This is a genomic window from Paenibacillus solanacearum (assembly GCF_910593845.1).
GTDB lineage: Bacteria > Bacillota > Bacilli > Paenibacillales > NBRC-103111 > Paenibacillus_G > Paenibacillus_G solanacearum.
Genome location: NZ_CAJVAS010000040.1, coordinates 15,214 through 29,626, shown reverse-complemented (window position 1 = coordinate 29,626; position 14,413 = coordinate 15,214). Strand labels below are relative to the sequence as shown.

Annotated in this window: 11 protein-coding genes; 10 read left to right on the top strand and 1 reads right to left on the bottom strand. The window is 56.6% G+C overall.

Going from position 1 to position 14,413, the window contains the following annotated elements:
- Positions 1–96: 96 nt before the first annotated feature.
- Positions 97–1,092, bottom strand: coding sequence for a PHP domain-containing protein (locus tag KXG62_RS27465; protein WP_218095225.1), 996 nt, complete (start codon positions 1,090–1,092; stop codon positions 97–99).
- A gap of 231 nt (positions 1,093–1,323) precedes the next feature.
- Between KXG62_RS27465 and KXG62_RS27460 the strand changes: the two genes are divergently transcribed.
- From KXG62_RS27460 to KXG62_RS27415, 10 genes are all read left to right on the top strand, one after another.
- Positions 1,324–2,277, top strand: a complete 954-nt coding sequence (locus KXG62_RS27460) for a metallophosphoesterase family protein (protein WP_343223528.1) — start codon at positions 1,324–1,326, stop codon at positions 2,275–2,277.
- A gap of 305 nt (positions 2,278–2,582) precedes the next feature.
- Complete coding sequence (locus tag KXG62_RS27455; protein WP_218095224.1) at positions 2,583–4,079, top strand: sulfatase family protein; 1,497 nt, start codon at positions 2,583–2,585, stop codon at positions 4,077–4,079.
- A gap of 30 nt (positions 4,080–4,109) precedes the next feature.
- On the top strand, positions 4,110–5,522 hold the full coding sequence (locus KXG62_RS27450; RefSeq protein ID WP_246627667.1) for a sulfatase family protein: 1,413 nt from the start codon (positions 4,110–4,112) through the stop codon (positions 5,520–5,522).
- A gap of 37 nt (positions 5,523–5,559) precedes the next feature.
- Positions 5,560–6,237 carry an HAD-IA family hydrolase gene (locus KXG62_RS27445; protein WP_218095222.1) on the top strand — a complete coding sequence of 226 codons (678 nt, stop codon included), beginning with the start codon at positions 5,560–5,562 and terminating at the stop codon, positions 6,235–6,237.
- A 30-nt stretch (positions 6,238–6,267) separates the two neighbouring features.
- Entirely contained in the window at positions 6,268–7,668 is a 1,401-nt protein-coding gene (locus KXG62_RS27440) for an MBL fold metallo-hydrolase (RefSeq protein ID WP_218095221.1), read from the top strand.
- 28 nt (positions 7,669–7,696) lie between these two features.
- Positions 7,697–8,566: a sugar phosphate isomerase/epimerase family protein gene (locus KXG62_RS27435; RefSeq protein ID WP_218095220.1), complete on the top strand. Its 870-nt coding sequence runs from the start codon at positions 7,697–7,699 to the stop codon at positions 8,564–8,566.
- Between the two features lie 136 nt (positions 8,567–8,702).
- The gene (locus tag KXG62_RS27430) at positions 8,703–10,079 is read left to right on the top strand and encodes a sulfatase family protein (RefSeq protein WP_218095219.1); all 1,377 of its coding nucleotides are present in this window, start codon (positions 8,703–8,705) and stop codon (positions 10,077–10,079) included.
- A gap of 30 nt (positions 10,080–10,109) precedes the next feature.
- On the top strand, positions 10,110–11,495 hold the full coding sequence (locus KXG62_RS27425; protein ID WP_218095218.1) for an ABC transporter substrate-binding protein: 1,386 nt from the start codon (positions 10,110–10,112) through the stop codon (positions 11,493–11,495).
- A 51-nt stretch (positions 11,496–11,546) separates the two neighbouring features.
- The gene (locus KXG62_RS27420) at positions 11,547–12,932 is read left to right on the top strand and encodes a sulfatase family protein (protein WP_218095217.1); all 1,386 of its coding nucleotides are present in this window, start codon (positions 11,547–11,549) and stop codon (positions 12,930–12,932) included.
- A 32-nt stretch (positions 12,933–12,964) separates the two neighbouring features.
- Complete coding sequence (locus tag KXG62_RS27415; RefSeq protein ID WP_218095216.1) at positions 12,965–14,383, top strand: sulfatase family protein; 1,419 nt, start codon at positions 12,965–12,967, stop codon at positions 14,381–14,383.
- The last annotated feature ends 30 nt before the right edge of the window (positions 14,384–14,413 follow it).

Below are 14,413 nucleotides of genomic sequence, written 5' to 3'. Positions count from 1 at the left end.
CTGAGATGACCAGTGATGGCGGAGTGGTGATGTTTCAATTTGTACATTTATAGAAGGGAGCTGGTTCCTGCCGTCAATGGCTTGGAAGCGAATTCATTATAGTGGCACGACAACTCGCTGTCTATCCTTGAAATATACGATTTCCTTATAGCCCACATGCTTCAACAGCTCGATTGCTTCATCAAGAAGCATGCCGATATCGTCGGGGAAATGAGAGTCTGAGCTGAGTGTAATTGGCACCTCGTGCTTCTTGAGTACTTGGAGGAAAGACGGGCTCGGGCAAGCTTCCTTGACCGGGTAGCGATAAGCCAGTCCCGTATTCAGCTCTGTCGCAACATTCGCTCTTTTCAGCGCCACAGCGATGTTTTCATACATAGGCAGAAGCACCGATTCGTCCGGCCGATAATTAAACACCTTCAAATTATCCAGGTGCGCTATCATATCGAACAACCCGCTTGCGACCGCTCCACTAACCGTATCGAAAAAGTGATGATACAGCTGGGGCAAATCTTTCTCCTTGAATACATCCTCCGTCTCCGGATTATCGAACCCCCAGCCATCAAGGAAATGTACCGAGCCGATGACATAATCCAGATCGTATTTCGAAAGCAATTCGCCAAGTTCCTGCTCTCCACCCGGAAAATAATCTGCTTCCAATCCTAACGACACCGGGTACCCGGCCTGCTGCGCTTTTTTTACCGCAGCTATGAAGGGCTCGATGGAGCCGATACATACGCGATCCAGCCAATATTGCTGCAGCTTGCCGACAGGCGAATTGTCCAGAATGAGGTGCTTTTCATAATAATCGCGAAATTCCGTGAAGCGGTAGCCATGATCGACCAAACCGAAGCGTTCTATACCTCGTTGTTTTCCCAACTCGAAATAAGTTTCAAGCCACGTTTCATGAAAACAGCCTTGATCCATTCGCTGCTTCAGGATCCCGACAAATTGCTCCGCCCATGCTAAAGTGTGAGAATCCTTGCCGGTGCTTATCTTGGCCATGTGCACTTTTTCCAAAGCACTGGCGGTTCGTTGTACCCATCTCGAAGAATACGGCCCTTCTTCTAGGTGAAAATGAAAGTCTACTTTCATGGCGATCACTCCTAATAACAATCCGGTATATTGACTATTTAAATTGTTTCATGACTGTTCATGTTGTTTTGTATCAGTTTAAGGTCTCTCTTTCTCGATGTCAATCTCGAATCATGCTTCGAAATATAATTGACAGCAGGAGAAATATGGATTTAGAATAGTCATGAAACAACATAAAAAAAGAAAATAATGCATCATTCCAAGGTAAGTCACTATATTAAAGGAGCAATCATGATGAAACATAAACTTTCATTCCGCGATGATCGTACTTTTACGATTACACAATTTACGGATATTCATTGGATGGATGGAAGGGCTGAAGATCAACAATCGCGTCGGCTCATGGAGACAGTGCTTGATGTGGAAAAGCCTGATCTTGTCGTATTTACAGGCGACGTTATCTATACCGGAAACGTTACTCCGGGAAAGCCAATTTGCGAAAGGCCGGCTCAAGCATTGCAGGAAGCGGTGCATGCGGCAGAACTCCGCGGCATTCCTTGGGCGATTGTCTTTGGCAACCACGATACCGAGAACAGGATTACAAGAAAAGAGCTCATGGACGTTGTCATATCGCATGAGCACACCGTATCCCAGCACGGCGATGATCTGTTGAGTGGAGTGGGCAATTACGCGCTGCATATCGACGGTTCCGATGATCAACCTGCGGCGGCTTTGTACTTTTTCGATTCGGGTGCTTATTCACCGGCTCCGAGCGTGCCGGGTTACGACTGGATTCGCAACGACCAAATCCAATGGTATGCGAACGAATCACGCAAGCTCCGCGCGCGTATGAACGGTCGCACACTGCCGGCGCTAGCCTTCCTCCATATCCCGCTTCCTGAATATAAAGAGGTGTGGGAGACCACAGTGTGCTTCGGCAACAAGTTCGAGGATGTGTGCTGCGCAAGAGTGAATTCGGGCCTATTTGCCTCGATGGTCGAGATGGGTGATGTATTGGGCACATTCGCCGGGCATGATCATATCAACGATTACTGGGGCGAACTCCACGGGATCCGTCTTTGCTATGGCCGGGCGACCGGCTACAACACTTACGGCAAAGAAGGCTTCCCGCGAGGCGCGCGCATGATTCGTCTGCGTGAGGGGGAGCGGAGCTTTGAGACGTGGCTGCGTCTTGCGGACGGCTCCGTCATCGGCCGACAACCCGAGCACCATCCAAACGCTTGATTTTCATTCTGCGCTGAAGGGGACATTAGTGAGGAGCTGCCACCAAGGACAGCTCCTCTTTGAGTTCATTGAACTCGGCGGCAGATGCTTGAAAAGAATATGACGACTAATACTTTTTTAATGATTGATGTAATGCTCGTTGTTGCTCAGTTTGGGTCGAAACAGGAATATATGTCGTAATACAACCGTATATTTAACTGGAATCAAAAATATTACCACCATTTCGCAAAATGTAGTTGCAAAGTTGAGCAATAACGAGCATAATTGGAGATAAGCCGACCCGTCAAATGAAGGGGAGAATACGCATGCATCAAGCCGACAGGCCTAATATCGTTCTTATCACCTCCGATCAGCAGCGCTACGACAGCATCCGCTCGCACGGCTCCGCATTCATGAATACGCCGAACATGGACAGACTCGGACAGGAGGGTGTTTCCTTCCGAAGGGCATATTGTCCGTGCACCGTCTGCACCCCCTCCAGAGTTTCAATGATGACCGGTCAGCAGCTGTCCCGGCACGGTTCGTACAACATCGGGACCTTCACCTCAGACTACAATCCATTCTTAAGCACGTACCTCCGTGAAAACGGTTACCGCACCCATCATATCGGCAAAGCGCACTGGCATCCGTTTTGGGTCGATAGCCCGGAAAACCGGAAAGTGCCGGAAGACGGCCAGCCGTTGCGGGATTTCGCAGGCTTTGAGACGGCCGAGCCGGCTATCGGGCATTCAACGTTTGGCGTGACCGGTTTTTACGAACATTGGGTGAGGCAGAAGGGGTTCGATCCGGCGACGCTGAAGGTAGACCGGCTGTTCGCGGAGGACGCCAACGACACGGGGAACTGGAATTTGCCGGCGGAGCTGCACAATGGCCATTGGATTGCCGAGCGGGCGATCGATTTCCTCGAACGGCAGGACGGGAGCCGGCCGTTTTTCCTGAACCTCGGCTTCCAGGATCCGCACCACCCGCACGTGCTGCCTTCCGACTTCCACAACCGGGTCGACCCCGCCAGCATTCCGCTGCCGGAATTCGATCTCGAGCGGGAAACGAATCCCGCCGAGCACATTCCGCTGTTGCTGGACGGCAAGCTGGTTGAAAGCCGCTTTAACGGTAACTTCGTCATTGCCGGCAACGTCAAGGCGCCGTGGCGACCGTATTTCCAGGATGAGGCGAAAACAAGAGCGACCCGCGCCTACTATTATTCGATGGTGCAGCTGCTGGACGATCAGCTCGGGCGCATCATGGTCGCGGTCGACGAGCTCGGGCTGCGCGACAATACGCTGTTCATTTTTACAACCGATCACGGGGAAATGCTCGGGGATCACAGCATCGGCCAGAAGGGCCCGATGATCTACGAGGGAGTCAGCCATATTCCGTTCCTGATGCGGTATCCGAACGGCTTTGCTCCTTGCGAAGTGGAAGATTGCGTGTCGTTGATCGATATTTTGCCAACGGTGCTCGATTTTGCACGGATCGAGGATAGAACGAAGCGCGACGGACTGAGCTTGAAGGATCGTTTGCAGGGGAACGTGCCGGCGCTCGACAGGAAAGGGGTGCGTATCGAGTTCAAGGAGGAGCCGGATCGGATCCGGTTCAAATGCTGGGTTACGCCGGAATGGAAGCTGGCCGTCTACCTGGGCGAGCCTTTCGGAGAGCTGTACGACTTGGTACATGATCCCGGCGAGATGCACAATTTGTTCGATGTGCCGGAGTACCAGGCGGTCAAGGCGCGCCTGCTGATCGAGCTGCTGAACGACCTGGAGCGAAGCGAGCCGGTCCATATGCGTCCGTGCCGCGCATAGACGCCGATAGAAAGGAAGCACATGACACATATGACAGCAAAAAAACCGAACATCCTCTTCATGGTCGCCGACGACCAGCGCTTCGATACGATTCATGCGACAGGCAACGCGCAGGTGATCACCCCCGTGCTCGACTCGCTCGCGGAGCGCGGGGTCGCGTTCCGCACTACCTATATCACCGGGGGCATCACTCCGGCCGTCTGCGTGCCGAGCCGGGCGTGCCTGCATACCGGTGCCCACACGCTGCGCGCCTCGGCGGGCCGCTTCCTCAATCAGTGGCCGGGGCTGATGACGATCAATCCCGACCGTGCAGTGATGCCGCAGGTCATGCGCGAAGCCGGCTACTACACGTTTGCCACCGGCAAATGGCATAACGATCGGCAAAGCTTCATCAAGAGTTTCGATGACGGGGCGAAAATATTTTTCGGCGGCATGAGCGATCATCTGCAGGTGCCGGTTTACGATTTCGATCCGACCGGCGAATACAGGAAGGAAACGAAGTATTACGGCGAAGCGTTCTCCACCGACCTGTTCGCGGACGCGGCGGTCGATTTCATCCGCGGGTATGACCGGGAGCAGCCGTTCTTCATGTACGTGGCGTTCACATCGCCGCACGATCCGCGCACGGCGCCCAAGGAATTCGCCGAGCGCTACAATGCGGCCGACATCGAGCTGCCGGCTAACTTCATGGAGCGGCATCCGTTCGACAACGGCGAAATGACGGTGCGCGACGAGCTGCTCGAGCCGTTCCCGCGCGACCCGAACTCGGTGCGCCAGCATATCGCCGATTATTACGCGATGATCACGCATATGGACGACCGGATCGGCCGCATTCTCGAGGCGCTGCGCGACAAGGGCGAGCTGGACAATACGATCGTCGTCTATACGGCGGACCACGGTCTGGCGCTCGGCCAGCACGGCCTGATGGGCAAGCAAAACCTGTACGACCACAGCATCCGCATCCCGCTGCTCGTCAGCGGCCCAGGGCTGCCGCCACGCAAGCAAATCGACGCGGTGACGTGCCAGTTCGACATTTTCCCGACCGTCTGCGAATTGGCCGGCGTCGAAATTCCCACCACCGTCGACGGGCAAAGCCTCGTTCCGCTCATCCGCGGGGAATGCAGCTCCGTCCACGATACGGTGTTCGCCGTGTACAAGGATTTGCAGCGCATGGTATGCGACGGCGAATGGAAGCTGATCCGCTACTACCGGCCGGAGGAGCATAATTACGGTACGGACCGGCTGCAGCTGTTCAACATCCGCCGTGATCCTGCGGAAACGTGCGACCTGTCGGCCGATCCGGGCTGCGCGGAGCACGTGCAGAGGCTCGCCGGCGAGCTGGCCTCGTGGCAAAGCCGAATGGACGACCCATGGGCGTACCGCTCGGTCACGCCTCCGGCGAATCAACCGGCCAAGGGGCAATGGGGCAACTGGATTGACTAACGAAAATATAGTCATAACAAGATGAGGAGTGGACCGCATGACATCTGCAAAACATGAGCTGGGAAACGTAACAACACTGCTGTTCGATTTGGACGGGACGCTGCTTGACAGCCACGAGTTTTTGATGAAAACGCAGTTTCAGACGCTCGAAAAGCATTACCCGGGTGTCTACACCTACGAGCAGGTGGTGAGCAATTTCGGCACGATTTTCCTGGATCTGGTCAAGGCGATCGACGCCGCCGGCTATCGGACAGCCGTTGACGAGTTTATCGCCGCCAAAGTGAGCGGCTACCGGCACAACACCCAACTGTTCTCCGGCGTGCTGGCCGGACTGCGGCGGCTTAAGGAGGGGGGCTACAAGCTCGGCATCGTCACCAACCAGCATAAGGACGCGGTAATCAATCTGATGCGCGATTCCGAGCTTGGCGGCCTATTCGAGACGGTCATCGCCCTGGAGGACATGACGCAGGAAAAGCCGGCGCCCGAGGGCATTCTGAAGGCGCTTCGGCAGCTCGGCTCGGTACCGTCCGAGGCGGTCATGATCGGCGATTCGAAGGCGGATATTTGGGCTGCGAAAAACGCCGCGACCACCTCGGTGCTGCTCAAATGGTATGGCGAAAAGGATACGTCGGCTTATCCGCCGGACATCGAGTACGACTCACTGGAGGGGTTTATCGAGGAACTGACCTCGGCGCAGAGGAACCGATCGGCTTAGCCCGGCAGCGCTAACAGGAGAAACGGAGGAATGAATTTGCTAGTAGATCAGTTGACGTTTTTCGGCGGCGCCGACGAATCGGGCGGCGTGCAAATTTTGTTCGGGCGCGGGGAACAAGCGCTGCTGTTCGATTTCGGCACGGCGCATCACTGCCTGCTCGATCCCGGATATTTGAACTTGTATGACCCGGTCGCGCCTTCGCGCGGACGGGAAATCCGTCAATACTTGCTGGGCAAGATGGCTCCGCCACTGCCTGAACTGTTCGATCCGGCGCAGCTGGAAGGGCTGGACGAAGATGCCATGCTCAGCCTGTGGGATCATCTGGAGTTCCCCCGCTACAAGAGCATCGGGGTGTTCGTCGGACATATGCATCAAGACCATATGTCACTGCTTCCTTTTGCCCGCAAGGGGCTTCAGGTGTATATGAACCGGGACACCAGCTCGCTGTACCGCGGCATCGTGTATTCGGGGCAATATCCCGATACGCAGGCAACGATTGTGCCTTGCGACGACTTAAGCGTCATCGATTTCGGAACATTTACCGTGCAAATCGTCGAAATGGATCACAATACGGTCGGCGCATCCGCCATCGTCATCGAAACCCCCGACCATAAGATCGCGATCACCGGCGACTGGCGCCGACACGGCCGCCATCCGGAGCGGGTCGACCGGTTCATCGACCTGTGCCGGCGCAAGGGCATCGACCTGCTGATGACCGAAGGGACGCGCGTCAGCAAGGATCCGGCGCCGCAAACGTCGCGGAAGGAAACGAAGTCGCTTGAGATGTACGCCGACATTGTGCAGCGGACGGCAGGGCTCGTGTATTTGCAAATGTCGCCGCGCGATCTCGAGCGGATGGCCGACATGATTCAGATCGGCCTTGAAAAAGGACGCCAAATCGTCATGGACGGCTCGCATGCGGCCCTATGGTACGCCTCCGTGCGCGATGGCATACGGGCGCTGGCGAACCACCCCGCGCTCAATGCGGAGATCCGCGTCATCGACTGCACCCTTCCGGCCGGCGTGAAGTTGCCCTATGAAACGACGTCGCTTGCCGAGGTGGCCAGGCACAAGGAGCGGTACGTTTATTTCTTCAAGTTTCCAGAGCTGGGCCACCTGATCGAGCTGGAGGCGCAGGGCGCAAAACCGGGGGCGTCCAGCTTCATTCAGGCGGATTACAGCGTGAAAATCGACCATGCGGGTCTGGCGCGCTTCCTCCAGGCGTACGGCATCGAAGGCCATTCGGTCAGCAACAAGGGCCATGCGACGCCCGAGGAGGTATCCGACCTGATCGAAGGCATCGGACCGAAGGCGGTCGTGCCGGTGCATACGCGGCACCGCAAGCTGCTGGATACGAGAGGTGTACGGGCGTATTACCCGGGCCGCGGAGAGACGATTTCCATAACGGATTTGCTTGGAGCGGCCCGTTAAATTAAACGCGCAGAAAGGATGGTTTTAAATGAGATTGGCGACGTCAACTAATTTCTTTGCATACAGGTTAAACGGGGAATATACGCCGTATAAGGAAGCTATGCAAAGGTGCAAGGCTGCAGGCTTCAACGTATTGGACGTCAATTTTTGCGCTGCGTTCAGGGGAGGCACCGATCTGGTGCGCGACGACTGGCAGGAGCTGATCGAGGACTTGCGCAACGAAGCGGAGAAGGAAGGCGTCGTATTTACCCAATCGCATCCTGTGTTCACCCGCCGGTCAGATGAATTGCCGGCGGAGCGGCTGGAGGTTTACAACGAAATGATGAGGCGGTCGATTATTGCAAGCTCTATCCTTGGTGTGAAATGGGCCGTTCTGCACCCCGCTCCGGGAAAAGAAGGGGCCGATTACGACGCGGATGCGATCATTAAGGAAAATTTAGAGCTTCATGCGCCGGCGCTGGAACTCGCCAAGAAATACAACGTCGGCATTGCATTTGAAAATATGATTGAAACCACGAAAAGACGGTTCGCCAGCAGAGCTTCGGACTTGTGCGCCCTTATCGATGCTTGCAATGATCCGGGAGTCGGAGCATGCTGGGATTTCGGGCACGCGAATTATATTTTTACGGATCAGCGGGATGAACTGCGTCTCCTAGGCAAACGGCTGAAGGCTACCCATGTGGATGACAATTACGGCAAATCGGATGAGCACATGTTTCCATTCCACGGCAGCATCAATTGGCATGAACTTCTGCCTGTGCTAGCCGAAATCGGGTACGCTGGAGACTTCACCTACGAGACCCACAAGGAATTTGACCGGCTCCCCGAGCATTTGAAGGATATCATGGCCAAGACGGGGTACGAAATCGGGCAATATTGTATTTCTTTAATTAAATGACCCATTTGCTCGAGGCGGTTTCAATGTTCCTCAGGCTCAATTGAACGAAACCATGAAGAAATGGGAAGGCATACTGTCCTGTAAGTATTCGCGGCGACCCGGAACGTGGTCAGCAAGCGGAGGTGAGGAACCGAGTATGAAGCATTCAAAAGGCAAACAACCGAACGTGATCGTCTTTTTTACCGATCAACAAAGATGGGACACCACGGGCGTGCATGGCAACCCGCTCGAGCTGACGCCGAATTTCGATGAGCTGGCGCGTGAGGGGACTGACGTTCATTATTCATTCACGTGCCAGCCGGTTTGCGGGCCCGCCCGCTCGATTTTGCAAACCGGGGTATATCCGACGACGTCGGGCTGCTACCGCAACAAAATTCCGCTGCACGGCGACGCCAGAACGCTCGCGCATTATTTTAACGAGGCGGGCTACGAGACCGGGTATATCGGCAAATGGCATTTGGCCGACGCCGGCAGCCAGGCGGTGGCCGAGCCGCAGCGTGGCGGCTACCGGTATTGGCTCGGAGCGAATTCGCTGGAGCTTTGCTCGGATTCGTACAACGCGATCGTATACGACAACGACGGCCGTGAGGTGAAGCTGCCCGGCTACCGGGTCGACGCCTTGACCGATGCGGCCATTCGGTACGTCGATGGGCACAAGGAAAAGCCGTTTTTCCTGTTCATCTCGTACCTGGAGCCGCACCACCAGAACCATATCGATGACTATCCGCCGCCGCATGGCTATCGCAAGCGGTATGAAGGCCGCTGGACGCCGCCGGATTTGCAGGCGCTCGGCGGCAGCAGCGCGCAGCACCTGGAGGGCTACTACGGCATGGTGAAGCGGCTGGACGAGGCGCTCGGCCGGCTGCTCGATACGCTGCGCAGCCTCGGGCTCGCGGACGATACGATCGTGCTGTTCACCTCCGATCACGGCTGCCATTTCCAGACGCGCAACGATGAATACAAGCGCTCCTGCCATGAAAGCTCGATACGCGTGCCGACCGCATTGATCGGCCCGGGCTTCACCGGGAAAGGGAGGGTGAGCGAGCTTGTCAGTCTGATCGATTTGCCGCCGACGCTGCTGGATGCGGCCGGCATTCCGGTGCCGGAGCATATGCAGGGCAGCTCGATCATGCCGCTGCTGCGCGGAGAAAGGGACGATTGGCCGGACGACGTGTTCATCCAGATCAGCGAATCCCAGGTCGGCCGGGCCATCCGCACCGCGCGCTGGAAGTACGGCGTAACGGCCCCGGATAAGGACGGCTACGGGCACACGGGGTCAGACCGGTATGTGGAGCAATATTTGTACGATCTGCAGGCGGACCCGCACGAGCTGACAAATCTGATCGGGCTCGAAGCGTACGAAGGGGTCGCTCAGGTACAGGGAGAGCGGCTCGCGCGCCGTATGACGGAGGCGGGAGAGGCGGCACCGGACATCGTCCGCGCTCCGAGACGGCCTGCCGCAGGGCTGACCTTAAGGTTCCGATCGGCTCAGCCGGAGGAAGCATTTGAATGACCGTTTGGATACATTCAAAGAGATGAGATCATGGAAACCCGAATCAAGAGGTTGTCCCCTTACGCTATGGCATCTCTCGTTGCGATGACCGCACTTACCGGCTGCAGCTCGGCCGTGCCGGATAAGCCGGCCGACAAGACGGCTCCGCCCGAACAAACCGCCCAGACCGCCCCGGCCGCTCCTTCTAAGGGAACGAAGGAGCCCGTTGTCTCCGCCGAGCCGGTCACGCTGAAGTTTTACGCGCATGTCGCGGAGATGGACGAAGGTACGTTCAAGACGTATATTTACGATTTCGTCAAAAAGAAATACCCGAACATCACGCTTGAGTTCTCCTTCGGCCCGGCGGGCAATCTCGCCAAACTGATCGCCGCCGGCACGATTCCGGACATTATTTATTCCGGCTCCGACAACTACATGTCGATGAAGGATCTCGGCATTCCTTACGACATGGGCGATTTGTTGAAGGCCAATAACTTCGATCTTTCGGTATTTACCGATTTGTCGATGGAAACGCTCAAAGGCCTCGGCGCAGGCAAGGTGACGGCGGTTCCGTTCGGCCGCAACGCTTCGGCATTGTATTACAACAAAGATTTGTTCGATAAGTTCGGTGTGCCGTACCCGACAAACGACATGACCTACGATGACGTGATTAGTCTGGCCCGCAAAATGACCCGTACAGAAAACGGCGTACAGTATATCGGCTGGGAGCCTGGTTTCCCGGATGCGAACGCCAGCCCGTTCATCCAGCCGTTCGTCGATACGAAAACGAACAAAGCATTGGTCGACACGCCCTTCTACAAAAAAATATTCGACATGATGAAGACTGGCTACGAAATTCCCGGCTTTATCGGGCCGAACAACACGTTCCGTTATGCGCCGAAGTCGTTTGTCGACGATCATGTCATCGGCATGTACGTCGATTGGTACAACAAAATGCTGCTGCAGTTTCTCACCTCCGATGCAAACGGCAACGCGGCGAATTGGGATTTGGTGACGGTACCGAATTTTACGGAAAACGCAAAAATGGGCCGCCACGAATCTGTGCAGTTCATGCTCGTTACGAAGCAAACCAAATATAAAGACCAGGCGATTCAGGTGATCAAAGCGGCGACCTCCACCGAGGCTCAACTGCTGCAGGCTCGTACGGGACGCATCTCCGTGCTGAAAGACCCGGAAATGCTGAAGCAGTTCGCCAAGGACGTCAAGGCGCTGCAAGGAAAGCATTTGGAGAATCTGTTCCAGTACAAAGCGGCCCCGTCCGCTCAAGCGACGATTTATGACGATGACATCCGCACGATCGTTCGCAATGTGTCCAAGGAAATCGCCGTGAACCATAAGGATGTCAACACGGCGCTCCGGGAAGCGCAGGAGATGGCCGACAAGAAGGTGGCGGAAATTAACGCCGCCAAGAAGTAAGGCGGGCAGTGCCCGCCTTATAAACAGCATATGGAGGGGTCCAATCAGGATATGAAGCGAATCGAGAGCAAACGACCGAACGTCATCGTCTTTTTTACCGATCAGCAGCGATGGGACACGACCGGCGCGCACGGCAACCCGCTGGGGCTGACGCCGAACTTCGACCGGATGGCGAAGCGGGGAACCCACGTGTTCAATTCGTTTACGTGCCAGCCGGTGTGCGGTCCTGCCCGCTCCTGCCTGCAGACGGGCCTGTATGCGACGCAATCCGGCTGCTACCGCAACAATATTCCGCTGCCGCCGGATTCCAAAACATTGGCCCATTATTTCCGCGAGCACGGCTATACGACCGGGTATATCGGCAAATGGCATCTGGCCGAGTCGGATCCGGTACCGGAAACAGGGCGGGGCGGGTACGAATATTGGCTCGCCTCCAACGTGCTGGAATATTCGTCCGACGCTTACGACACCGTCTTGTACGACAATGACATGGAGCCAGTCAGCCTGCCGGGCTACCGGGTGGATGCGATGACCGACGCCGCGATCCGGTATGTCGCCGACAAGCGGAACGAGCCGTTCTTCCTGTTCATCTCCTATCTTGAGCCGCATCATCAAAACCATCTGGACAACTATCCGGCGCCCGACGGTTACGAAAGCGGACTGATCGGCAAATGGCTGCCGCCCGATCTGGCCGAGCTCGGAGGCAGCTCCGCCCGCCATTCGCCCGGATATTTCGGCATGGTCAAGAAGCTCGACGAGGCGCTCGGCCGGCTGCTGGATGCGTTGAAAAGCCTGAAGCTCGCGGACGACACGATTGTGTTGTTCTCATCCGATCACGGCTGCCATTTCAAGACGCGCAATGCCGAGTACAAGCGCTCCTGCCACGACAGCTCGATCCGCGTGCCGACGGCGCTGATCGGGCCGGGCTTTAACGGCGGCGGGCAAATCGACGAGCTGGTCAGCCTGATCGATTTGCCTCCGACACTGCTCGATGCGGCTGGCATTCCCGTTCCCGGGCACATGATGGGGCGCTCGATTGTCCCGTTAAGCCGCAAGCAGCCGGTGGAATGGAACAAGGAGGTGTTCGTGCAGATCAGCGAGGATAAGCTGGCCCGCGCCATCCGCACCGACCGGTGGAAATATAGCGTCGTGGCCGCAGGGGTTAGCGGCTGGCACGAATCCCGGTCGGACACGTTTGAGGAGGAGTTTTTGTACGATTTGCACGCAGACCCGTATGAACTGAACAATTTGATCGGCGTGCCGTATTACCAAGCGGTGACGGAGGAACTGAGGGAGCGGCTGCTCGCCCGGATGGTCGAGGCGGGAGAAGCCGTGCCCGCGATTGTGCCCGCGCCTGAGCGCAAGGCGCCGGTCGACCGTCGCGTCGACATCAGCGAGCTGCGTGACAACAACATCCATTGGACCTACGGCAGCTGACTGCCGGCAGCAGAAAAGAGGAGGAGTTCCGTTTGAAGCGCAGCAATCTTCTTTTAATCATGGTTGATCAATGGAGATGGGACGGACTCGGCAAAACGGGAGGATGGGCGCATACGCCTGTCCTCGACCGGCTGGCCGACGAGGGCGTTCTGTTCGATAACTGCCTTACGAATTCTCCGGTTTGCATTCCGGCAAGACTGTCGTTCGCCACCGGGCTGTACCCCCATAATACCGGAGTATGGGGAAACATCCGGCACGATCTCGCCTTGGACGCCGACACGTGGATGAAGGCAATCCGGGACGCCGGCTACCGCACGTGCCTGATCGGCAAAAGCCACTGGCATCGCCACGAAGGCGATTTGCGCGAACGGGTATCCTACATGAACGCCTACGGCTTCGACGATGTGGACGAAATTCCCGGCCCGCGCCGCAGCATGCACGTCCGCTGCAATATGACCGAGCAGTGGGAAAAGGCCGGTTTGTGGAGCGAATATACGCGCGATTTCGAGCAAAGATTCGCCGGCAAGCCGTATCTTGCCAAGCCTTCGGTACTACCGTTCGAGCATTACGCCGATGTGTACGTTGGCCAGCAGGCGAAGCGGTATTTGCAAAGCTATGATGACACCAAGCCGTGGTTGTGCATGGTCAGCTTCGGCGGCCCGCACGAGCCATGGGATGCGCCCGAGCCGTACGCCTCGATGTACGCCCCTGAGGCGATGCCGCAGGCGATTCCGCGCGCTCCCCGGACCACGCCACGGCCGAGCGGCTTTCTGGACCGTCTGTACGAGCCGGGCAACGCCCATTCGCCGCAGGCGACAGAGGAAGAAATCGCCCGGATGCGGGCGAACTATGCCGGCAACATCACGCTGATCGACGAGCAGATCGGGGAAATCATTCAGGTGCTGAAGGACCGCGGGGAATGGGAGCATACAGCGGTCGTCTTCGTGTCCGATCACGGCGAGATGAACGGCGACCATGGTCTCATTTATAAGGAAAACTTTTATAACAGCGCGGTCAAGGTGCCTTTGATTGTCCGGCTGCCAGAGACGGAGAACACTTCGCAGGGCGGCAGGCGGCACAGCAGCATGGTGGAATGGTTCGACGTCGGCCCGACCTTGTGCGAGCTGGCCGGAGCCGATCTGGGCGGCCGGTTTGCCCAGCAGTTCGGCAAATCGCTGATGGACGTGCTGCGCCAGCCGGATCGTGTGCATCGTGAGGAGGCGCTTTGTGAAATTCATAACGAGCTAATGATCCAGACGCCGGAATGGAAGCTGGCGGTCAACAAGGACGGCGAGCCTTATATGCTGTTCCATTTGGCCGAGGACCCCGACGAGCGGGAGAATCTGATCGGTCATCCGGAATATGCGCCTGCGCTGCAGGCTTTGAAAGACAGGCTGCTGCAACGCTTGGTCGCAAGCCAAACGAGTCCGAATCATATGAAAATAACGTAACCATGACTTGAACCGGCGCCCAGGAGCTTT